Annotated in this window: 19 protein-coding genes and 3 tRNA genes; 12 read left to right on the top strand and 10 right to left on the bottom strand. The window is 59.1% G+C overall.

Annotated elements, in window-relative coordinates; translation table 11 throughout:
* Window positions 1–45: 45 nt before the first annotated feature.
* Window positions 46–1263 (bottom strand): MFS transporter, encoded by a 1218-nt coding sequence (locus tag HB393_RS08885; RefSeq protein ID WP_213804797.1) that lies wholly within the window; start codon window positions 1261–1263, stop codon window positions 46–48.
* A gap of 95 nt (window positions 1264–1358) precedes the next feature.
* Window positions 1359–1880, bottom strand: coding sequence for an SgcJ/EcaC family oxidoreductase (locus tag HB393_RS08880; RefSeq protein WP_213804796.1), 522 nt, complete (start codon window positions 1878–1880; stop codon window positions 1359–1361).
* A 159-nt stretch (window positions 1881–2039) separates the two neighbouring features.
* On the opposite strand from HB393_RS08880, the gene HB393_RS08875 reads away from it, so the two are divergent.
* The 4 genes from HB393_RS08875 (at window position 2040) to HB393_RS08860 (ending at window position 7084) form a co-directional block, all read left to right on the top strand.
* Window positions 2040–3830, top strand: coding sequence for a DUF4209 domain-containing protein (locus HB393_RS08875; RefSeq protein WP_213804795.1), 1791 nt, complete (start codon window positions 2040–2042; stop codon window positions 3828–3830).
* A 207-nt stretch (window positions 3831–4037) separates the two neighbouring features.
* Entirely contained in the window at window positions 4038–4739 is a 702-nt protein-coding gene (locus tag HB393_RS08870) for a YceI family protein (RefSeq protein ID WP_213804794.1), read from the top strand.
* Between the two features lie 186 nt (window positions 4740–4925).
* Window positions 4926–5837 (top strand): tetratricopeptide repeat protein, encoded by a 912-nt coding sequence (locus HB393_RS08865; RefSeq protein ID WP_213804793.1) that lies wholly within the window; start codon window positions 4926–4928, stop codon window positions 5835–5837.
* Window positions 5838–5926: 89 nt separating this feature from the next.
* On the top strand, window positions 5927–7084 hold the full coding sequence (locus HB393_RS08860; RefSeq protein WP_255550921.1) for an acyl-CoA dehydrogenase: 1158 nt from the start codon (window positions 5927–5929) through the stop codon (window positions 7082–7084).
* Between the two features lies 1 nt (window position 7085).
* Here the strand turns inward: HB393_RS08860 and HB393_RS08855 are convergent, their stop codons facing one another.
* The 3 genes from HB393_RS08855 to HB393_RS08845 are packed head-to-tail and all read right to left on the bottom strand — an operon-like array spanning window position 7086 to window position 10841.
* Complete coding sequence (locus HB393_RS08855; RefSeq protein WP_213804792.1) at window positions 7086–8030, bottom strand: LysR family transcriptional regulator; 945 nt, start codon at window positions 8028–8030, stop codon at window positions 7086–7088.
* Window positions 8031–8067: 37 nt separating this feature from the next.
* Window positions 8068–9420: a chloride channel protein gene (locus tag HB393_RS08850; protein WP_213804791.1), complete on the bottom strand. Its 1353-nt coding sequence runs from the start codon at window positions 9418–9420 to the stop codon at window positions 8068–8070.
* Window positions 9417–10841, bottom strand: coding sequence for an FAD/NAD(P)-binding protein (locus HB393_RS08845; RefSeq protein WP_213804790.1), 1425 nt, complete (start codon window positions 10839–10841; stop codon window positions 9417–9419). Before HB393_RS08845 ends, HB393_RS08850 begins: the two co-directional genes overlap by 4 nt.
* Before the next feature lie 499 nt (window positions 10842–11340).
* Here HB393_RS08845 and HB393_RS08840 point away from each other — a divergent pair, with 499 nt between their 5' ends.
* Window positions 11341–12048 (top strand): hypothetical protein, encoded by a 708-nt coding sequence (locus tag HB393_RS08840; protein ID WP_213804789.1) that lies wholly within the window; start codon window positions 11341–11343, stop codon window positions 12046–12048.
* Window positions 12049–12298: 250 nt separating this feature from the next.
* Window positions 12299–13540 carry an MFS transporter gene (locus HB393_RS08835; protein WP_213804788.1) on the top strand — a complete coding sequence of 414 codons (1242 nt, stop codon included), beginning with the start codon at window positions 12299–12301 and terminating at the stop codon, window positions 13538–13540.
* A 24-nt stretch (window positions 13541–13564) separates the two neighbouring features.
* Here HB393_RS08835 and HB393_RS08830 read toward each other — a convergent pair.
* The 5 genes from HB393_RS08830 to HB393_RS08810 form a co-directional block, all read right to left on the bottom strand.
* Window positions 13565–13641, bottom strand: a tRNA-Arg gene (locus HB393_RS08830).
* Window positions 13642–13709: 68 nt separating this feature from the next.
* The gene (locus HB393_RS08825) at window positions 13710–14342 is read right to left on the bottom strand and encodes a hypothetical protein (RefSeq protein WP_213804787.1); all 633 of its coding nucleotides are present in this window, start codon (window positions 14340–14342) and stop codon (window positions 13710–13712) included.
* 46 nt (window positions 14343–14388) lie between these two features.
* The gene (locus HB393_RS08820) at window positions 14389–15405 is read right to left on the bottom strand and encodes an alpha/beta fold hydrolase (RefSeq protein ID WP_213804786.1); all 1017 of its coding nucleotides are present in this window, start codon (window positions 15403–15405) and stop codon (window positions 14389–14391) included.
* Window positions 15405–16196: a DUF72 domain-containing protein gene (locus HB393_RS08815; protein WP_213804785.1), complete on the bottom strand. Its 792-nt coding sequence runs from the start codon at window positions 16194–16196 to the stop codon at window positions 15405–15407. The genes HB393_RS08820 and HB393_RS08815 overlap by 1 nt, the downstream gene beginning before the upstream one ends.
* Window positions 16197–16270: 74 nt before the next feature.
* A tRNA-His gene (locus tag HB393_RS08810) sits at window positions 16271–16345 on the bottom strand.
* 73 nt (window positions 16346–16418) lie between these two features.
* On the opposite strand from HB393_RS08810, the gene HB393_RS08805 reads away from it, so the two are divergent.
* From HB393_RS08805 to HB393_RS08780, 6 genes are all read left to right on the top strand, one after another.
* Window positions 16419–16949, top strand: coding sequence for a DUF4112 domain-containing protein (locus HB393_RS08805; protein ID WP_213804784.1), 531 nt, complete (start codon window positions 16419–16421; stop codon window positions 16947–16949).
* A gap of 36 nt (window positions 16950–16985) precedes the next feature.
* A tRNA-Pro gene (locus tag HB393_RS08800) sits at window positions 16986–17062 on the top strand.
* A gap of 163 nt (window positions 17063–17225) precedes the next feature.
* Window positions 17226–18455, top strand: coding sequence for an integrase arm-type DNA-binding domain-containing protein (locus HB393_RS08795; protein ID WP_213804783.1), 1230 nt, complete (start codon window positions 17226–17228; stop codon window positions 18453–18455).
* Between the two features lie 324 nt (window positions 18456–18779).
* Complete coding sequence (locus tag HB393_RS08790; protein WP_213804782.1) at window positions 18780–19013, top strand: AlpA family transcriptional regulator; 234 nt, start codon at window positions 18780–18782, stop codon at window positions 19011–19013.
* Window positions 19010–19483, top strand: coding sequence for a hypothetical protein (locus tag HB393_RS08785; RefSeq protein ID WP_213804781.1), 474 nt, complete (start codon window positions 19010–19012; stop codon window positions 19481–19483). The genes HB393_RS08790 and HB393_RS08785 overlap by 4 nt, the downstream gene beginning before the upstream one ends.
* Window positions 19480–21051, top strand: a complete 1572-nt coding sequence (locus HB393_RS08780) for a YfjI family protein (protein ID WP_213804780.1) — start codon at window positions 19480–19482, stop codon at window positions 21049–21051. The genes HB393_RS08785 and HB393_RS08780 overlap by 4 nt, the downstream gene beginning before the upstream one ends.
* Window positions 21052–21197: the final 146 nt, after the last annotated feature.

Genomic DNA, 21197 nt, shown 5'->3' with positions numbered 1-21197 from the left:
ATGCGGACTTCTGGGGCTTGACAGGTTTTGTGATTTGCCAGGTTTTCAAATTGCTATTTGTCTGGGTGATTTGCTTCTGAAGATGGTGGCGTACAGGATCGTGATTCCGCAGAGCGGAGATAGCGCGCCGAGGAGGCATACGGCGTTGAAGCTGTGGTGGTCTACCCAGGAGCCGATCAGGGGGGAGATGACGGTCTGCATGAGGCCGTAGCTGGCGGTCAGGAGGGAGAAGACGAAGCTGGCGTGGGAGGTGCCGAAGAGATCCAGCGCCATCGCGTAGGTGTTGACGCTGATGCAGAGGGTGCAGAAGAAGCTCATGCCGATGGCCGCGGTGGCCCAGCCTGCGTTTGGCAGGACGGGGATGGTCGCGGTGAGCAGCAGAGCGAGGGAGGCCCAGAGGCATACCTTGAAGCGGGCGTTCTGTACGGGTGTGCCTCGGCGCGCGCTCTGCATGGCGAACCAGCCGCCTGAGATGCCGCCGAGCATGGCGAGGATGGGAGGGATCCAGGCGTAGTGCAGGTTTGCTTCGGACGCGGAGAGGCCGTGCTCGCGGACCAGATAGACCGTGGTCCAGTTAGTCCAAAGACTGTAGAGCGGCATGAGGAGCAAGGTGGCGACGATGAGAGCCCAGAGGCCAGGTTCGCGGAGGAGCCGCTTCATTCCTATAGCGGTGTCTTCGGAGCGGAGAGTTTGAAGTTCGGTCTGCTGGGAGGTGGAGGTTCGGAGCCAAAGGGGAATCCAGAGCAGGCCCAGAGTACCTGCGAGCAGGAAGGTGCTCTGCCAGCCGTACTTTGCGGTGAGGCTGCCGGCGAGCAGGGTCGCGCTGACGGCACCGATGGTTAGGGCGATCTGTGTGGCGGCGGTTCCCATGCTTCTTTCGGCTGGTCTTAGGAAGGTGACGTAGGCCTTGGCTACTGCTGGCAGGGATGCAGACTCGGCGCATCCGAGCAGGATTCGGCAGATGAGGAGAGTGTGGAAGTTGGGGGCGAATGCGGTGGCGATTCCAGCGATCGACCAGAGCGCCAGGGCGATTGCGGCGACTCTGGTGAATCCGAACCTGTCCACCAGTAGACCTGAGATGGGGGCGCAGACGCCGTAGGCGATGGAGAAGCCGGCGACGATGACGCCGTATTGAGCGTTGGTGAGATGGAGTTGGGTTTGAAGGACCGGCCACACGGCGGCGAGAAGGTTGCGGTCCAGGGCGGTGACGCTAAGCGATAGAGCAAAGATCGCGACGGTGAGGGCACGATGGCGACGAATCATGAAACGGTCGATTCCCTTCGGAACTGCGCAGTGGAGAAGCCGTACGTTACCGGAGGGAACATACCTTGTTTATGGTAGACGACTGGGTTGGTTTGCTATTTGGTGGGGGTTGGTGGCGGGCTCGCTGGAGCGTCTGCGTTGTAGGTGTCGACGATGCACTTCCATTGACCGTCGGCCTGCTTCTTCCAGACCTCCACTATCTTGCCTGTGGATGGAACGGAGGTTCCGTCGGGGCCTTTGGTGGTGGCTTTCCAGGCTCCTGTGATGTAGGCGAGTTCGCCGGAGTTCGCTACCTCGATGGTCCTGGTCTCCCAGGAGATGGTCTCGAATGCGGGCAGCGCGCTGGTCCATGCGGCTCGAATGGCGGCCTTGCCGGTAGCGAGCGGTTCATCGGCAGGCAAGAGTATGGCGTCATCGGCGTAGAAGGCTACCGTGCTATCGAGATCGTGAGCGGCTGCTGCTTTTGACCATTGGCTATCGAGGGCGCGGAGGGTTTGTTCGCTTGCGTGTGTGTCTGGTGTGGTGGCGTGGTTGCAGCTTGTTGCGAGCAGAGTTGCGGCTATGCAAATTGATCCCGTCCATGCGCGGGCGCTGAAGATAGTTTTGGAATAATGCATTTTGTTTCCCCTCTGAGAGAGCCAGCATACGCGAGAGGTGGGGAGTTTTGTATTGTTTCCGGGTGCGGCTGTGGCCCTTCAGAGAATCAGCAGCAACTACTGGTAGGATTCTCGCGGCAAACTGTAGTGATTGATGGTTACGCCTAAGAAGGAGTCTGCATGCCTGTCTCAAAGGAAGTCGTAGGATGGCTTGACGAGGAAGAGGGGACACTCGCGCAGCACAACCTTCTGATTCTCAACTTCAAGATCTTCGAAAGGCTACAGAGACAAAATACAGAGCAAACCGTTATTTTTGACGTCATGCGCAGTCTTGCGCCACTGGATTTTTTTGCGCATGGGAAGAAACGACATGTGTGGGGATCGATCTTCTCGCCCAAGAGCGAATCGGATGCTGGGCGAGGCGTGGAAGAGTACCCAAAGCTTGCAGATTTGACAGCATCGCATGTTGACAATTGGGCTGAACTCGCCACAACCTTAAAGAGGCCGCAACTGCGAGCGCGCTTTGCCGATGCTGTTTGGGAATTAGGCAAAAAGCTGTCGCCCCAGCGCGAGGATCTGCACCGTTTCGGGTTCTTGGCTGCGGAAGCCCATCTGACCGCTGCTTCGGAGGCGAAGGACCGTGCGTTCTACGAATCTGTTCAAGCGGGGACTCGTAGCATTCAACTCTCTCTCCAGCTTCGATCGAAGGAACTGTTCTCCAAAGGTTTCGCATTCATGATGGAATTCGCAGACAGCGCTGAGCCAAATCATATGGGTCGATGGTTTGCGCCCTTCGATCGGCTGATCTCACTTTCTGGGCTCAGTTCTGCAGAGCGCGAGCGAATCGTCTCTGGGCTCGAATGGAGATTTTGGGAAGCGGTTGATCGGCAAGACCTGCATCAGCTAAAGATGGCTGGCCCTGCACTCGCCCTTTACCGTCAATCGCACGGCGAGTACGACCAATCAAAGAAGATAATCTTGGCGTACGGAGAAGCAGTTCTGAAGTTGACGACTGATCAAAGACCCATGATCGCCATTCATCACATCTCCGCGGTCCTAGACGACTATTTGCGCATGGGATTGCGGAGTGACGCAGACCGTGTGCGGAGCCTGCTTGAGGAACGAGGCAAAGGCGCGTTTAAGGAAATGCACGAACATAGCGTCGAAATAAAGTTCGATATGAGTGATATCGAGACGTCGATTGCCGAAAAGCTCGATCATAAAGATCCATTCTGTGCCCTCTTCCGGCTTGCGTGGAGTTGTACGCCTCACCCTGACGAGATTGTTGCTCATTTCGAGGCGGCGTCAGAAGGCATGCTTTTTCATCGGCTATTCCCTGTGAACATCATTGGTCAGGGCGGCCTACCTGTCGCGACGGTTGATACCTACGACAAGAGCCAGAAAGGAAGACACGTCATGGAGTACAGGCAAGCGATGCAACTCAATGTAAGTTTCTTTATGTTCGGCATTGAAGAATGGAAGAAAAGATTCGGACGGGCTGACTTTCACAAAGTGCCGGGATTGTTCGATTGTCTCCTGATCCCAGAGACGCGGCGATCGCTATTTGAAGAGGGCTTCGCCGCCTATGCGAATGCCGACTATGTGAAAGCCATTCATGTGTTGATCCCTCAGGTAGAAAACAGTCTTCGAGAACTTCTGAAGCTGCTGGACGCTCCAATTACCAAGACCGACGAAGAAGGTGGCTTCGAGGTCAAGAATATGGACCATGTACTTCATAACGAGAAAGTGCAGGCCACACTCGATGAACGATTGTGGATGTTTCTCAAGGTCTTGTACACCGATAAACGCGGTATCAATCTGAGAAATGTTGTGATGCATGGGATAGCCGAATCCAAAGACTTTAATCAAGCGAATGCTGCGTTAGTACTGCAAAGCGTCATGCTCCTCACTATGGTTCGCGAAGGTGGTGTCTTCCTTGAAAGGGCCGCTCTCTCGCCTGAAACGCCATGAGGGAGACGAATGTGCTGCTGCTGAGGTAGTTTCGGTCGCCTGGGAAGGCGTCGAGTAGTAGCGTATCTCCGACCTTGCAAAGGGAAGCAGACGAGATCATGGGCTCCTACCACCTTCTCCATAGAGATAAAGGTTGAGTCTGGCGGGTCTATTTGTGGGGGTGGTTCGTCTTAGATACACGTTGCAAAAGAAGTGTTTGGAGGATGCATGGATTTCAAGTGGGTTGTGCGTGGGAGCAAGGCTTCGTTTGCCGGGGCGCTTGGGGTTGTTCTGGCTGGGGTGCTGGTGGCGGGTGGGACGGGTGTTCTGGCCCAGGCTCCGGCGGGGCAGCCGCAGCGGCAGGGTCCTCCGCCGCCTCCTACTCCGCCTACGGCGGGGGCGCATCTTGAGATTGTGGATGGGTCTGCGGCTTCGTACCGGGTGACGGAGCAGTTGGTGGGGATCAGCTTTCCAAACGATGCGGTGGGGACTACGCCGACGGTGGCGGGGACGTTGGGGATCGGCGCGGATGGATCGATTACGGCGGGGTCGAAGTTGACGATTGATCTGCGGAACCTGAAGAGCGACCAGGAGCAGCGCGATGGGTACGTGCGGAACAGGACGCTGGAGACGGAGAAGTATCCGTATGCGGAGTTTGTGCCGACGAAGATTCAAGGGCTGCCGCTGATGATTCCGACGCAGGGGCAGACGGGGTTTCAGTTGACGGGGAACCTGACGATCCACGGGGTGACGAAGGAGGTCACGTTCCAGGGGATTGCTACGTATGGGCGCGATTCGACGGTTGCGGGAAGGGCGAAGACGAGCTTCACGTTCGGGACGTTCGGGCTGACGAAGCCTACGATTGCGCGGCTGATGAGCGTGGATGACAAGATCGAGCTCGAGGTGGTGTTCCGGTTCAAGCGGAGCTGAAGTTCGCCGTTGGTTTGCGGGTAAGGGCAGGGATTTTTGTTACAGGAGCGTGTCGAACCACGTTTGGTACACGATATCCACTGTTATTTGTTGGTGGAGTGTGAGTTGGGGCTTGATTGGAGCGGGTTTGGGTCGCATACTCGCAGATAGAGTTGCAAGACGGTCGCCGATCTCGAGTACTGACCATTGACCTGCTATAGCCGTCAAGATGTAATTCGGATCCTTCACCTGCACCCGCGCCAGCTTGTTGCGTGGGAGCGGGCCGGCCTTATCTCCCCCACAGAAGAGTATGGTTTCGAGCAACTGGGACGGCTGCGGACGCTGCGCGATCTGCGGGCGACGACGCGGATCTCGGCGAAGAACATCCGCGCGTCGCTGGATGCGATGCAGCGGGTGGCGGGGATGCGCAATGCGCTAATGGAAGCCACGGCGGTGCGGCGGGGATCGCATCTGGCGTTCCGGCATGGCGGGGCGCTGCTGGATCCGATGACGCAGCAACTGGCGTTCGATTTTGAGGTCTCTCCGACGCGGCAGTTGCAGGTGGTTCCGGCGGGCGGTTTGAGTCCGATGCGGCAGGCGGCGGCGGTGCAGGAGATGTTTGTGCGGGCGGTGCAGTTGGAGGAGGATGCGGCGACGGTTCCGGCGGCGATGGAGATCTATGCCGAGATTTTGACGATCCGGCCGGAGCATGCTCCGACGCTGATCAACCTGGGGACGATCCACTACAACCGGCGGGAGTATGCGCAGGCGGAGACGATGTACCGGAGGGCGACGCTGTCGGATCCGGAGTATGCGCTGGCGTTCTTCGACCTGGGCAATGTGCTGGATGAGATGCAGCGGCTGGCGGAGGCTACGGCGGCTTATCAGCGGGCGGTGGAGCTGGTTCCGCAGTATGCGGATGCGCACTACAATCTGGCGCTGGCGTATGAGCGGCAGGGGCAGCGGCGGCGGGCTCTGCGACACTGGCTGACGTATGTGCGGCTGGATCCGGTGGGGCCGTGGGCGAGCCATGCGCAGGGGCAGGCACGGAAGATTCTGAGCACGGAGAAGCTGTCGATCGTGAGCCGGCGTGGGCGGCGGGTTGCGGTGGCGGTTTAAAGACTGTCTGTCGGTAGACCCCTTTCATTTTGATCTTTGGTTGAAGATGCTAGACTCGCCTCTTTCGCGGGTTTGGATTGAGGTGAGGGATGGAGCAGGGTTTGAGGCCGATGGCCTTAACGCAGTTGAGTGAGGATGAGCGGCTGTTTCGGGATACGGTGCGGCAGTTTGCGGTAGAGCAGATCGCTCCACTGGTGCGTGGGATGGATGAGGCGCAGCAGATGGATGCGAAGCTCATCGAGAAGATGTTCGGGCTGGGTCTGATGGGCATCGAGATTCCTGAGCAGTATGGCGGGGCGGGTGGGACTTTCTTCGAGGCGATTCTGGCGGTGGAGGCTCTATCGGGGGTGGACCCTTCGGTGGGGGTGCTGGTGGATGTGCAGAATACGCTGTGCATCAATGCGCTGGTGCGTTGGGCGACGGAGGAGCAGAAGCGCCGGTATCTGACGCGGTTGGCGAAGGACACGGTTGGAGCTTATGCGCTGAGCGAGGCTTCTTCGGGGTCGGATGCGTTTGCGCTGCAGACTCGGGCTACCAGGCGGGGCGATGACTATGTTTTGAATGGGCAGAAGCTTTGGATTACGAATGCTAAGGAGGCGGGGCTGTTTTTGGTGTTTGCTACGCTCGATCCGGCGGCGGGGTACAAGGGGATTACGGCGTTTGTGGTGGAGAAGGGGGCGGCGGGGTTCACGCTGGGAAAGAAGGAGGACAAGCTGGGGATACGGGCTTCGAGTACGTGCGAGCTGGTGTTTCGGGATTGCGTGGTGCCGGCGTCGCAGGTGTTGGGAGAGCCGGGCAAGGGGTACAAGATCGCCATTGAGACGCTGAACGAAGGGCGCATCGGGATTGGGGCGCAAATGCTGGGGTTGGCGAGCGGAGCGTGGGGCCATGCGGCGAGGTGGGCGAAGGAGCGGAGGCAGTTCGGCAAGGCGATTGTGGAGTTTCAGGCGATGCAATTCCAGTTGGCGGAGATGGCGACGGAGATCGAGGCGGCGAGATTGATGGTCTACAACGCGGCGCGGTTGAAGGACCGGGGCGAGGAGTTCTTGAAGGAGGCGGCGATGTGCAAGTACTTTGCGTCGCAGGTGGCGGAGCGGGTGGCGAGCTTGGCGGTGGAGGTGTTCGGCGGGTCGGGGTTTGTGAAGGACTATCCGGTGGAGAAGCTGTATCGCGATGCGAAGATCGGCAAGATCTATGAGGGGACTTCGTTCATGCAGTTGGCTACGATTGCGAAGCTGGTGCTGTAGGTTATGGCTTGCGGTCGGTGCTCTGTTGCTTGCCGGTGGTTCTTGGAAAGAGCTTTTGACAGCTTGAGAGCAGGAAGCTGCGGAAGGCGCCTACGCTGCCTGACGGTTCGGGGCCGGCGGGGTAGGCCATGGAGAATCTGCGCGAGAGCTTGAGGCCGCGGACTCGGGCGAGCTTCAGCGTTCCCAATGTGAGTTGATTGCGTACGGCCCAACTGGAGACGAAGGTTACACCCAGTCCGGCTTCGACGGCGCTGAGCAGGCCTTCGGTTGAGTCCAGCTCCATGCTGATGTTGAGGTCTTTGCCTTTCAGGCCGGCCTCGGCGAGCGCCTGCTCTACGACGCGGCGGGAGCCGGAGCCGAACTCGCGCATGAGGAGTGGCTGCTCCTTGATATCGGCGAGCTCGACGGTGTGCTCGGCCCACTCGTGGCTGGTTGGCACGACGAGGACCATGTGGTCTTCCATGAAGGGCTCGATGTGGACGTCTTTGCGCTGCTCGGGGCCTTCGACGAGTGCGAGCTGGATCTCGCGGGCTACGAGGGCTTCGAGCATGGCGTCGCTGTTGCCGCTGCGGGCGGTGACGCGGATCTTGGGATGGGTGCGGAGGAAGCCGGCGACGAAGTTGGGCAGGAGGTATTGGCCGATGGTCTGGGAGGCTCCGATGGAGAGCTCGCCGGCGTGCTGACCGTAGGCTCCGGCGACGGCTTCCATGGCTTCGTCGGAGAGGGCCTTCATCTTGTCGGCGAGGGGCAGGAGGGCCATGCCGCCGGGGGTCAAGGAGATTCTTCCTCCGCCGCGATCGAAGAGGGGTACGCCGAACTCATCTTCGAGGGCTTTGATCTGCTGGGTGATGGCGGGTTGGGTGAGCAGGAGCTCCTCCGCGGCGCGGCTGAAGTTGAGATGATGAGCCACGGTGCGGAAGACACGGATGCGGAAGTTCTCGATCATTCCTTTAGATTGATCTCACAATGGTATTCGTTCAACGTTAAAACGATTTGGGAGTCGCTGGTAGTAAACCAGGTGACGGGCTGGTGTCTTCGTCGGAGGTTGAGACGTCGTAGGTTGGGAGGTCCGATGCGATGGCGTAGAGCGAACGCGGGGAGAGGCTTTTGGCCACGTACCAGGAGAGGATATTGAGGATTAGAAGCAGCGGCAGCAGATGCCATTGCCCGGTGAGCTCGGCTGCCATGAGGCCGGCCATGAAGGGGGCGTGAGTGACGGCGGCGAGGAAGGCGCTGAGGCCGATGACCGCGAGCAGTACGGGTTGGTCGGCGTGGAGGAGATGTCCGGCGGAGAGACCGATGGCTGCGCCAGCGAAGAGCGTGGGGGTAAAGACGCCGCCTACGGTTCCGGTTCCGACGCAGAAGGTGGTCGCGACGAGACGCAGAGCCAGGATGAGCGCGATGGCCGACAGGGATGGGGAGCCTTGCAACGTTTGGAGGAGAGCGAAGTCTCCGTTTCCCCAGACGGCGGGTTGCAGGAGGCTGAGGGCTCCGACGGCGAGGCCGCTCCAAATGAGCGCGAGAGGCCAGCGGCTGGTGCTGCGGAGGCTGCGCAGTAAGAGTTGGTAGGCTGGGCCTGCGAGGCCGAGTGCGATGGCGAAGGGTAGGGCCCAGAGGATTTGTTTGGAAAGAGTCAGCGTTCCGAGGACCGGGAATAGCGGGCCTCCGCCGAGGATCATTCGACTGGCCCATGCGCCGGTGAGGGAGGCGATAAGAAGGGGGAGGATTTCGATCCAGGCCCACTCGCCGATTACGATCTCCAAGGCGAAGAAGACGCCTGCGAGGGGGGCCTGGTATGCAGCGGCTACGGCGGCGGCGACTCCGTAGCTAACCTGGCGCGAGAGCGGGATGGTGCGGAGGGATGAGCGCTCTCCGACCCAGGATGTTGCCGCCGCGGCGAACTGGATCATCGAGCCTTCGCGTCCGATGGCTGCGCCGGATGCTACGGAGAAGACGGACGAGGCGGTGCGCCACAGGGTGGAGGCGAAGGGGATATGTCCGCGCCGGAAGCGCACGGCTTCGACGTAGCCTTCGAGGCATCCTTCTTTGCACCAGCGCTCTGCTGCCCATAGAACGGCGGTGGCCAGTGCTCCACCGATGAGAGGTGTGAGCAGACGACGCTGGGGCGAGAGCGAGGCGGCTGCTTCGGGCAGCGTGCCTCCATGATGAACGAGAATCCATTGCAGTGCGCGGAATGTGAGGCGTACGGCGACGCAGGCGAGGCCGCTTACCAGACCGAGCGCGGCTGCCCAGGAGGAGACGATGAAGATCCGACGAAGATTCTGCGCTCCGATGAGAGTTGGCTCGGAGGAGGGTCTCGTGGAGGTTGCCGTCATAGTCCCACCATGGGAGAGCGCGGGGCGATGAGGGGCATGCGGGGTTGCAGGTATTTCTCCGAGGCTGCGATGCGTTTGCTGAGCAGGGTTGCGAGTTCGTTCGACTGCTGGCGGATCTCGGGGACTGCAATGGATTCGAGCAGCGTTCCGAGGCGGGTTGGGCCTAAGGTGAAGAGCATCGTTGAGGCGTTGCCGTCCCGGCCGATCATGGCTCCGTCGTGCGTTGTGTTGAAGCCGCTGCCCAGCGGACCCTGGGTTACGAGACCTTGCTCAAAGAGGCTGTTGAAGAGGGGCGAGTTCACGCGCTTGTAGTTCATGCTGGGCCCCGTGCAGTTGATTACGCGGGCGCTGTTGAATGTCTCTGGACCGTGGGGCGTGAGGATTGTGACGGCTGCGCCTTCTGAGGCGATTTCTACGCTGCTGAGGTTTCCTGCGCGAAGGATGAGGGTATGGTTGGCGAGTTCGCGATCGATGGTGTCGGCGATGGGAGGCGCCATGCGGTGTCTCACTACATCCCAACGGTGCTGCAGGTGGCGGCGAAAGCGCTTTTGTTCCGCGAGTGGCAGTGCGAGCCACAGGTCGTTGGTAGAGGCGCGGAGGCTGTCGATAGCCGCTCTCCACTCCGCGCCGTTGCGTATGGTGGTGCGGAGAGCTCGGAGGTATGCGATGGATGTCGCGGGCGTGCCTGGGGGAATGGCGCTATCTGCGAGGGGTGTGTAGCCGGCGTGCCGGTTGGGAAGGATGCCGTGGCGCGAGACTGCGGTGATGGCGCCGCGATGTCCGAGTTCACGCAGGCGGAGTAATACGTCCACGGCGGTAAGGCCGGAGCCTATGAGCGTTACGGGTGCGTCGGGGGCCAGGTTGGCGTAGGTCTCCGGGCGCCATGCGTTGTGATGGTATGCGCTGGTGGAACGTAGCTGGTCGTTGATGCCGGGCAGAGGTGCGGGATCGAAGTTGCCGGTTGCCAGGATGGCGAAGTCGCATGGGAGTTCCTGGCCGTTCTGTAGGTCTAATATGCCAGCCGTTATTCCGGATGTTTCAGTTAGTCGCAGGTTTATGGCGGATGTCTGGATGTGCTCGACGTTCTTCGCCTCGGCAAAGAGTGTCTGAATGTAACGGCCAAAGACCGCGCGCGGAGCAAAGGTTTCGTGCGTTGCCGAGGCATCGTGATTGGCGCGCAGCCAGGTGAGGAAGTGGTTGGGGTCGTCGGGCAGGGCGCTAATCTTGGCGGCAGGCACATTCAACAGGTGCCGGAGGCTGGGAGTCGAGTAGGCAAGGCCGAGGCCCAACTCGGCGCGAGGATCGATCACTACGATTCTTGCTTGAACGTGCTGTTGGGTGAGGTGAAGGGCGGTGAGGGCTCCGCTGACACCTCCTCCGATGATGGCGACGGTCTTCCGAGTTGTGGTTCGTCTCGTCATGCTTTGACAGTAAGTGCCTCCACGAAGAAATGGAATTCACAAATCCTTATTCCCTATAAGGGATTTAATGTGGGCTCGTATTATTCCCGGCTAGAGATAGATTCGACCTCTCTTTGTGCGCATCTTCCGACATTTTTTAGATCGTTCGTAGTGTTTGTGTTCGCCGTGTTTCTACCTTCGCGATATCAGGAATAAGCAGGCATGCATTGTGTTTTATTCGTCGAGCGTACGGCACGATGGTGCTAACTCGCTTGCTTAATGTGGCGGGGTATCTCGTAGCTTGAGGTGTTATTCCGCACTTCCGTCCGACTTAGAGGTCGGTTACTCAAAGTAATTAGATATTTAGACAGATCTCTTGGTGATCCTAGAAGGAACAGCTCGAATTCACTCTCAAATTCCGGCGTTGAGCGACATCGCCAATAGATATGCGGCATCAGGATTACTTATTGGACGCGCCGCTTCGATGGATCAACACTGAATCACGTAAAGGAGACGCACCATGAACAAAGGTATTTCACGCCAATTTATTTTTAGTCTGTTGGGAGTTGTGGGTGTTCTTGCTCCGCTTGCAGGTCATGCTGAGCTTCGCTCCAAGTCGAAGGAGCTTGTCGTGATGGAGTCGCATGATCTTCCGGAGCAGGCTCGCCTGCCGGGCTGCTCGCTCTTGCTGCACTCGGACGATGAGGGGAGCACCTACCTCTACGTGGAGCAGCAACAGGGAAAGCGCCTCACTGTTCTGGATGTAACGGATCCAAGCCGGATTCGGGTGGCGGCCAGCACCGCGCTTCCGACAGCGGGGGCCTTCGATTTCGTGCAGCCGCTTAATGATCATGCCGAGTTGATTCGCTTCCGTGATCAGAAGAGTGTCGGCGTCCTGGACCTTCGTAAGGCACGCAAGCCGACGGTGCGAATGCTGACGGCGGCGGTGGACTCCGGGCCTTTCGAGTCGCTCGGGCAGAGTGGCTTCCTCGCTGTCAGTGAGCCGTACCAACAAGGTGTTGACGCGTCCCGCGACTATCAGGTGATCGACGCGTCCAGGTCGTCCAATCCGACGCTGCTTACGACGGTGAAGCAGGTGGATCACAGGCTGGTCAACTCGGATACTGGAACGACGTTTTTGCTGGGAGCCGATGGGCTGACGGTCGTTCGGCGGGTCGATGTCGAGAATGATTACAGGATTCATCTAAGCCAGGCGCAGGGGAATTGAGCTTCGTGCTGGGTTGCTGTGTGTGAGGAAGGCTTAACACCGATTTGCACGGATTGCACCGATTTTGTTTTTGGCCTTCCTTAGGCTTTCCTGAGTTCGTGCTGAATGTTTTTGATTTTGGTTTGATTGGGCCGCTCTGATTTTTTGGGCGGTCCTTTTTTCTTTTTTATGCGGTGAGAATTGGATGGACCAGTGATCGGCGGAGAGGTCTAAGAGGTTTTACACTAGGGGTAGAGAGCCTGTGTCCTTGATGCCTTCGACCTCCCCAGTTGCGACGCCACGCGCTCCATTGCCTTTTTTGGGTTTGGCTTGCGCGGTGGGAGTTTCTACCATTTATTACAATCAGCCGCTGCTGCTGGAGATGGGTCAGACCTATGGTGTGACCACGGGGCATGTGGGGTTTGTCGCGGTGGCGACCCAGGTGGGGTATGCGGTGGGGATGCTGCTGTTCGTTCCGCTGGGGGATGTGCTGGAGCGGCGGGCTCTGATGATGAAGATGTATGGGGCGGTGGCGGTGGCGCTGCTGCTGGTGGCGGTGGCTCCGACGCTGGCGTGGCTGTTTGTGGGGAGTGCGCTGATCGGGCTGCTGGCTTCGGTGACGCATATTGCGTTGCCGATCGCTCCGGATCTGGTGTCGCATGAGCAGCGGGGCCGGGCGATCGGGATTGTGATGACGGGACTGTTGCTGGGGATTTTGCTGGCGCGGACTTTTGCGGGGTGGGTAAGCAAGATTCATGGATGGCGGTATGTGTTTGTTGTAGCGGCGGTTATGAATGCGGCGTTTGTGCCACTGCTGTGGCGGGTGATGCCGAAGCTGCCGCCCAAGCAGGAACTGGGCTATGGTCAGGCGATGCGGTCGTTGTGGACGCTGTGGAGGACGCAGCCGCTGTTGCGGGAGAGTTCCATGCTGGGGGCGCTGGTGTTTGCGTCGTTTAGCTGCTTCTGGACGACGCTGGCGTTTCTACTGGATAGCCACTATGGGCTGGGGGCCGGGGTGGCGGGGACGTTCGGGATCGTAGGGGCGGCGGGGGCGATGGTGGCTCCGATTGCGGGACGGTTTGCGGATAAACGGGGTTCGCGGTGGGTGGTGGCGGCGGGGATCACGCTGCTGGCGGGGTCGTATTGCCTGCTGTGGCTGGAGGAGTGGGCGAAGATGTCGACGGCGTTGCATCTTGCGGCGCTGGTGGTGGGTGTAGTGGTGTTGGATATGGGGGCGCAGATGACCCAGGTGGCCAACCAGACACGGATCTTCGGGTTGGTGCCGGGGGCGCGGAGCCGGTTGAATACGGTCTATATGACGGTGTACTTCAGCGGGGCGGCGGCGGGATCGGCGCTGGCTTCGATCGCATGGGTTCACTGGAGGTGGAACGGGGTGTGTCTGCTGGCGCTGGGGCTGATCGGGCTGGCGGCGCTGCGGCATGCGATGGGGTCTCGCGATGGAGCGATGCCGCAGAGCAAGAGCTCTGCCGAGGATGTGTTGCTGGAGGCTTAGTACTGCGACCGCTCGCGGGGTGGGTGGTGAGCGAGGCAGGGCTCGAACCTGCAACCGTCAGCTTAGAAGGCTGATGCTCTATCCGATTGAGCTACTCGCCCGCGAGGGACTTCCTTCATTCTAGACGAATGGAGGTGGAGCGCAGACTATCTGGATTGGTGTATCGGGTTCAGATCAGGTCTTTTCCACGGAGGAGGGCTACGACGGCGTCGAGTGCGCCGGCCCAGTGGTCGGAGGCACCTTGCGGGTTGGGGCCGAGGGCTTTGACGTAGAGGGTGACGGCGAAGCCTTCCTGGGGACCGGTGAGGTCGACCATGGCGGGGCGGATGATGCAGTCGAGCATGGCGTGGGGGTGGTCGAGGGGGGCGGCGCGGCGGGAGAGACGGTGGAGGAGCTGCTCGTTCTGGTGGAAGGAGGCGAAGAGGGAGCGGTCGCGGAGGAGGAGGTCGATGTAGCTTCCGAAGCCGGAGGGGGTCTCGTCGGGGGCGAGGTAGAGATCGAGATCGAGGTCGGTGCGGAGCTGGGACAGCTCTTCGGGGGTGAGGGGCCAGGCGTCGCATTTGGCGGTAAAGACGGGGGAGCGCGAGGCGTTGAGGGCGCGGAGGGCGTGCATGAGGGGTGGAAACTGCTCGGCTTCGGGGAGGTGGTCGAGGTCGTAGGGGTTTTCGCGGAGGTCGATGAAGTGGGGAGCTGAGGCTGCGGTTGGCGTCGCAGATGGCTTTTCAGATGGCTGTTCAGATGACCAAGGGACGACCAGAACGGGATCGTCGGGCGCGCACTCTACGGACCATTCGGCTAGCATGTCTGTCTATCTTAGCTGTTTTTCTGGTGTTGCTAAGGTTAGGCGATCAGGCGTAGGCCTGGAGGAAGCGCAGGAGGGTGTGTTCGGCCCAGTAGCCGTCGTATTGGGTGGCGGCGTCGGGGTCGGCGAGGAAGGCGCAATGGCCGCCGTGACGAGGCTCGGTGAGGGTGATGTTGGGGTTGGCGAGGATGGTGGCGCGGGTCTCCGGGGTGAGGCGGATGAAGGGATCATCCAGGGCGTGGAGGATGAGAGTGGGGACGGTGATGCGGTCCAGGACACGGGCGGCGGCGGCGCGGAAGTAGTAGTCGTCCGCGCCGGAGAAGCCGGAGTAGAGGGCGGTGATGCGGTCGTCGAAGTCGCGCAGGGAGCGGATGCCGATGGCCTGGTTGGGATCGTAGGCGCGGGGAAAGAGGCTGACCTTGCGGCGAAATCGACTGAGGAGAGCGCGAAGGAATTTGAGCTCGTAGATGCGGTTGAAGGGCTCATGGAGGGCGTCGGCGGAGGGGCCGAGGTCAGCGGCGGGAGAGACTCCGATGACGGACTTGAGCTGTGGCGGGGGCTGGCTGCCGAGCTCGCCGGCGAGCTTGAGGACGAGGTTTCCGCCCATGGAGTAGCCGATGAGGGAGATGGACTCCAAGTTGTAGAGGGAGGTGAAGTGATTCAGTACGGCGAGGACGTCGTTGGAGAGGCCGGAGTGATAGAGGGTGGGGGTGAGGTTTTCGGTTCCGCCGCAGTTGCGCATGTTCATGCGGATGGCGTTGGCTCCGGCGAGCCAGAGCTTGTTGGAGTTGCCGATGACGTATTGGGAGTTGGAGGAGCCTTCGAGGCCGTGAAGCAGGATGGCGGTGGGCCGTTTGGCGCGGACCTCCAAGGGCTGCCAGTGGCAGTGGCAGAGGACCTGGCTGCTGATCTGGTTGTCGGTCGCGGGGGAGACCTCGACCAAGACGGCCTCTGGCGGAGGGAGTTGGTTCTCGCGCGGAAGGTAGTTGCCGAGGATGGTCTGGAGGTGGCTGTTTTGGAGGAAGCGGCGGGGGCGGAAGGCAGGGAAGTTCTCGGGGGCCATTATTCCTTTCCTGCCGGTTGTGTCCGGAGCGCGGTGAGGAGGCTTGCGGCGTTCAGTGCGCCGGTGGGTTCATCCTCGTGCTTGAAGTAGATGTAGGTGTCGCGCTGTTGGGCCAGGAGGCGGAAGCGTTTGGCGAAGGCGGCGATCTCAGACGGTGTGTAGCCGCCGTTGCGGCGGAGGCGGAAGCAGGTGTGGGTGGTGGCGGTGTGGACCTCGGGGGTAGTGAGGTCGTCGCTTTCGGCGATGCAGAGGGCGGCGTTGTGCTCGCGCAGAATGGCGTAGGTCTCTTCGGTGAAGCAGGACTCGTGGCGGAACTCAAAGGCTATGGGGGGAGCAGTTGCGGCGCGGAGGGTGGGAAGGGCGAGGAATGAGGCCAGGCGCTCCGGGTCGGCTTTGTAGTTGGGGGGAAGCTGGAAGAGCAGGAGGCCGAGGCGGTTGACTGCACGTACCGGAGCGAGGGCTTCAATGAACTGCGCGACGTCGGCCTCGCATTCGCGGAGGCGTTTGAAGTGGGTGATGCGCTGCGGAGCTTTAAAGCTGAAGCGGAAGCTGGCTGGGGTGGCGGCGAGCCAGTCTTCGAGCATTTTGGTGGTGGGGAGGGTGCGGAAGGTGTAGTTGACCTCGACGGAGGTGAGTTGGGAGGCGTAGTACTCGAGGAATTTCTTTTGGGGGACGGTGGAGGGGTAGAAGCCTGGCTTCCAGGTGGGGTAGGCCCAGCCGGAGGTTCCGGCGAAGAGATTGCCGAGCGCAGTCGGGGTAGAAGGCGCGGGAGGCGTGGCGGTGGGAGGCAAAGGTTTCGGTACGCGAGGCAATTTGGAGGGCCTAAGTCACGAGGATGTGCTGCCAAGTTTTGAGGGGAGAGGATTGGGGCGGCTAGTGGGTTTCGAACCCACGACATCCGCTGCCACAGAGCGGCGTTCTGCCACTGAACTATAGCCGCCGTATCCAACTCGATTGTAGCATCAGATGCATCTATGGGGTAGATGGATTCCCTCTAGAAGAGCGGTGAGCCGATGCAAACGACAGCAAAGCCGGAGATTCTATCTCCCCGGACGAAGCGGGGCGGAAAGATGTTCGATGACGAGCATCTGGACATACTGTCGCATGTGCTGGATGACTTTATCCGGATTCCGGGGACGCCGATTCGATTTGGGCTGGACGGGATCGTCGGACTGATACCGGGGGTGGGGGACGCGATTGGAGGGATTGCGTCGTGCGTGATCCTGGTGGCGGCGTGGGTGCGGGGTGTGCCGCAGCCGGTGCTGGCGCGGATGGTCGCGAATGTCGCCATCGAGGTGGTCGTGGGGGCGGTGCCGGTGCTGGGGGATGTATTCGATATCGCATGGCGGGCAAACCGGCGGAACTATGCGCTGTTGACGGGAAGCATCTATGAGCCGCGGAAGATGCGGCGGCAGAGCTGGCTCTTTTTGGCGGGACTGTGCGTGTTGCTGATGGCGCTGGTCATCCTTCCGACGCTGCTGGTGGCTTGGCTTGCGGTGCATGTATTTGGGGATATTGAGGGTTTGAGAACGCGTCATCGCTGAAGAGTGGTTATGCGATGGGGTAAACTGAATCTACGTCGGGGCGTAGCGCAGTCTGGTAGCGCATCTGGTTTGGGACCAGAGGGTCGGGGGTTCGAATCCCTCCGCCCCGACCATCGAGAGATCCAAAGTCGTCCAGCGGGATCCAGCAACCTCAATAAAATTATCAGCTTCTCCCCGCATCACGTCCAAATTGATGTGGTAACTTCCCATTGCATCCTGCCCCAATTCGTGGTAAAAATCGTGGTAGTCAAGTTACCACGGTTAGGAGTTACCACGGTGGCCACAAATCTGCTATCGGCAGTCGAATGTAAGAACGCCAGCAGTAAGGGTTTGGCAATCCGGAAGTTCCATGATGGAGACGGTCTCTATCTTTGGGTCTATCTTGATGGTAGGAAATACTGGCGGATGCGCTATTGGCAGGCTACCAAGGAGAAATCCCTCTCCATCGGTGTCTATCCAAAAGTATCTCTGAGCGATGCGCGGAAGAGACGGGACGAGCTACGCAAGCAACTGGACGCGAATCTAGACCCATCTGCTGAGCGTAAAGCGACCAACCTGCGTAAGAAGCTGTCCGCAGAGAACTCTTTTGAGGCCGTCGCCCTGGAGTGGTTTAGCAAACAACAGCATATTTGGGTCCCGCACCATGCCATCGACGTCAAGCGCCGTCTCGAAGCAAATATCTTTCCCTTGCTCGGCAAGCGTCCGCTCGACCAGATAGAAGCACCTGAGTTGTTGCAGGCTATTCGGAAGATTGAAGACCGTGGTTCCTACGATTTGGCCCACCGGGTTCTCCAGGTATGCGGACAGGTATTTCGATACGGTATCGCCACCGGACGTTGTACCCGTAATCTCACCGCCGATCTTCGCGGCGCTTTGACTCCGCATGTCAAGCAGCATCAAGCAGCCGTCCGCACTGAGGAACTACCTGACTTGCTCAATGCGATTGCCAGGTACGATGAAATTGGTGGCAAGCAAACTCGCCTCGCGCTGCAATTGTTGGCGCAAACCTTTGTCCGCACCAATGAGTTGATCGGCGCGGAATGGGCCGAGTTCGACCTAGATCAGGCGCTCTGGAGTATTCCTGCTGGTCGCATGAAGATGAAGACCGAACATCTGGTTCCGCTTTCTGGGCAGGCACTTAGTATCTTGCCCGAACTCAGGGCGATCGCCGGTGGCAGCCGGTATGTCTTCCCCGGTAGAAACGGCAATAAGACGATCAGCAACAACACCATGTTGTTCGCGCTCTATCGGCTGGGATACAAGGGGAAGATGACAGGTCACGGCTTTCGTGCTGTGGCCTCAACAATTCTCAATGAATCTGGCCACTTCAAGCCGGATGTAATCGAACGCCAGCTCGCCCACTGCGAACGCAATGAGGTCAGGGGTGCATACAACCGCGCCGAATATCTGCCAGAGCGGAAACGCATGATGCAGTATTGGGGGGACTATCTCGATTCAATCGCAGTAGGAGCGAAGCTAATATCGATGTCCGCGACTGCGGCATAGTGGTTTTACTTAGTCTGTCGGTTCAGACCAAATCGAGCAATCTTCTGATCACTGTATCTGTCTTCTTGTGTCACGATCTCCGCCTACATGCCTTGTATTCTTCCCGCGATGGAAAGATCTTGACAAATACAAGGACAACCATCAAACTCCACTGAGATGTACCGGCACGTCGAATGCTAGGCTCTCCCACATCAACCTGGGACTGGTCGGGGCTCCGAAAGTGACCGCAAACTCAACGTGTAGGATTCCCGCCCCCCCCCACCATAGGACTGGTCGGGCCCGACAACAGATGTTCAGAATTTACTGAACTGTGTTGGAGGGTCCATGTCTGCAATACCCGAAAATCTCACCTCTTTCCTCAGACTGCCTCAAGTCAAACAACGAACTGGTCTCTCCCGTTCGTCTATCTACGCGAAGATTTCGCTCGGTGAATTTCCTGCCCCTGTGAATCTCGGTGCGCGTGCTGTCGCGTGGATCGATGCCGAGGTACAGGAATGGATTAGTGATCGTGTGAAAGCATCTCGTATTAGCTCTAGTGCAGATGGGGTGACACGATGACCGCCGCTGCACTTGCCGATATGCTGCGCGCTCGCCGCACGGGCGCAGGCAAGTGGATGGCAAGATGCCCCGCACACGAAGATCATTCTGCGTCCCTCTCCATCGGTGTAGGAGAGGGAGGGCGCATTCTGGTGTATTGTTTCGCGGGATGCGCTCTAGGTGCTGTTCTGGAGGCTACTGGACTCGGCATGAAGGATTTGTTCGATGGACCGCCTCCATCGCCAGAGCAAGCTTGCAACTTCGCTCGGGAACGTGGACAACGGGCGATTGAAGCAACGGCGTTTCGCCTCGAACGGATCCAGCTCGCGGATCTCTATCGCCGCCTGTGGAAGGCAAGCGATGCCCTCGGAGAAAGGCTTGCTCACGAGGCGGATGACGCTCACGGAATGGAATTATTGGCCCAACTCTTTCACCGAAGTGTCGAGCAGCTCCGCTCCATTGAACCCATTCTTTCAGAAGGTCTGCGATGAGCGAAGCCTTTCTGCCAGATGGGTACACGCTGGACTCTCTAGAGAAGCTCAGTGCTGATGCGGAGCGCATCATCGCCGGACAGCACATATTCAAGGGATTCAGCGATTGGCCCGAACCTGAACGTTTGGCCGAATCGTTGCCGGATGTTGCACGATTCGATCTGGATCTGATGCCAACGTCCCTGCGTCCGGTGGTGAAGGATGTGGCCGAACGAATGCAGGTACCTATGGATTTCCCCGCCGTAGTGGCAATTGAAACTCTGGCAGGCTTAACGAATCGGCGGGCCATTATACAACCTAAACGTGACGATAACACCTGGACTGTAGTACCGAATCTGTGGGGTGGCATCATCGCTCCACCGGGAATGATGAAGTCTCCGGTGATCTCTAGTATCACGCGACCCGCCCGCATGATAGAGGCTGAATGGCGAGAGGAGCACCGGATGGCTGAAAGCAGCTATCGTGTTGCAAACGAATTACATGAAGAAGAAGTCAAGGCATGGCGGGCATTGAACCAGACCGCAATCAAGAAAGCTACGCCACGGCCTAGCAAGCCAGAACTGATGCTAGAACCACCCGCTCTCCGGCGTCTCATCACCAGCGATGCGACTTTTGAGAGCTTGCAAGACCTGCAATCGGAGAATCCTGCTGGAATCTTCGTGCTTCGCGATGAGCTGACTGGATGGTTGGCAGGGCTCGAACGACAAGGACGCGAGGGGGAGCGTTCATTTTATCTGGAGTGCTGGAACGGAGATTCAGCCTTCACGATTGATCGAATCGGGCGCGGCAGCATACATGTAGCCCACACCTGTATTTCCCTATTCGGCGGAATCCAGCCCGCAAGGTTGCGCGCCTATCTTGCCGATGCCTTGCAGGATGGTCCGTCGAACGACGGACTGATGCAACGCTTTCAACTGTTAGTCTGGCCGGACCTGCAGCCAGAATGGAAGTATATCGATCGCATCCCGGACTCTGCCGCAATGGAGAGCGCTGAATCAGTCTATCGACGTGTGGCGGCGTTGGATGAGCGAAATCCGCTCCGGTTGCAATTCGATGGAGAAGCACAACTCCTATTTGAGCAATGGTTTACTGAACTGGAGCAACGCATCCGTGGGGACGAGCTATCTCCTGCGATGCAAGCCCATCTTGCCAAGTACCGGAGTCTGATGCCCTCGCTTGCCTTGTTGCTGGCTATAGCTGATGGGGCGACAAAAAATGTTCTTCTTGAACACGCTCAACGCGCCTGTGATTGGTGCGACTATCTAGAGACCCACGCCCACCGTGTATACGCGTCGCAGGCCAAACCAGAGCACCACGCAGCAATTGCTCTCAGCCGTAAACTGGCGAAGGGGTGGAAGAGAGGGGAAGATTCGTTTACACTCCGCGAGGTCTACCGGAACAAATGGACCGGACTTGATTCAGCAATTACGATTCGGAAAGCGTTACAAGTGCTGGAAGAATGTGGCTGGGTGCGAGCCCTTGATCGTGGTGAGACATGCTCAGTGGGGCGACCTTCGGAGGTATATTTGCGGAACCCGAGAATCGAGGTGGCACATGCTGGCAAGTAGACGCTGGCGGGACTGGAAGGCCCCCTCAAAAATTGAGAACAATATCGATCCACCACTGCCAAAACTGCCAAAACATCTTTCTGGCAGTTTTGGCAGTGATAGCTTCCGGCGTTCGGGAGTGATTTCCATATCAGACCACGACTTCC

It is taken from the genome of Granulicella sp. dw_53, assembly GCF_018449545.1.
Lineage (GTDB): Bacteria > Acidobacteriota > Terriglobia > Terriglobales > Acidobacteriaceae > Edaphobacter.
This window is presented reverse-complemented; position numbering and strand designations above follow the sequence as displayed.

Coding starts and splice junctions, on each gene's coding strand:
- HB393_RS08885 (WP_213804797.1), bottom strand. CDS start 1,263: ATGATTCGTCGCCATCGTGCCCTCACCGTCGCGATCTTTGCTCTATCG.
- HB393_RS08880 (WP_213804796.1), bottom strand. CDS start 1,880: ATGCATTATTCCAAAACTATCTTCAGCGCCCGCGCATGGACGGGATCA.
- HB393_RS08875 (WP_213804795.1), top strand. CDS start 2,040: ATGCCTGTCTCAAAGGAAGTCGTAGGATGGCTTGACGAGGAAGAGGGG.
- HB393_RS08870 (WP_213804794.1), top strand. CDS start 4,038: ATGGATTTCAAGTGGGTTGTGCGTGGGAGCAAGGCTTCGTTTGCCGGG.
- HB393_RS08860 (WP_255550921.1), top strand. CDS start 5,927: ATGGAGCAGGGTTTGAGGCCGATGGCCTTAACGCAGTTGAGTGAGGAT.
- HB393_RS08855 (WP_213804792.1), bottom strand. CDS start 8,030: ATGATCGAGAACTTCCGCATCCGTGTCTTCCGCACCGTGGCTCATCAT.
- HB393_RS08850 (WP_213804791.1), bottom strand. CDS start 9,420: ATGACGGCAACCTCCACGAGACCCTCCTCCGAGCCAACTCTCATCGGA.
- HB393_RS08845 (WP_213804790.1), bottom strand. CDS start 10,841: ATGACGAGACGAACCACAACTCGGAAGACCGTCGCCATCATCGGAGGA.
- HB393_RS08840 (WP_213804789.1), top strand. CDS start 11,341: ATGAACAAAGGTATTTCACGCCAATTTATTTTTAGTCTGTTGGGAGTT.
- HB393_RS08835 (WP_213804788.1), top strand. CDS start 12,299: ATGCCTTCGACCTCCCCAGTTGCGACGCCACGCGCTCCATTGCCTTTT.
- HB393_RS08825 (WP_213804787.1), bottom strand. CDS start 14,342: ATGCTAGCCGAATGGTCCGTAGAGTGCGCGCCCGACGATCCCGTTCTG.
- HB393_RS08820 (WP_213804786.1), bottom strand. CDS start 15,405: ATGGCCCCCGAGAACTTCCCTGCCTTCCGCCCCCGCCGCTTCCTCCAA.
- HB393_RS08805 (WP_213804784.1), top strand. CDS start 16,419: ATGCAAACGACAGCAAAGCCGGAGATTCTATCTCCCCGGACGAAGCGG.
- HB393_RS08790 (WP_213804782.1), top strand. CDS start 18,780: ATGTCTGCAATACCCGAAAATCTCACCTCTTTCCTCAGACTGCCTCAA.
- HB393_RS08785 (WP_213804781.1), top strand. CDS start 19,010: ATGACCGCCGCTGCACTTGCCGATATGCTGCGCGCTCGCCGCACGGGC.
- HB393_RS08780 (WP_213804780.1), top strand. CDS start 19,480: ATGAGCGAAGCCTTTCTGCCAGATGGGTACACGCTGGACTCTCTAGAG.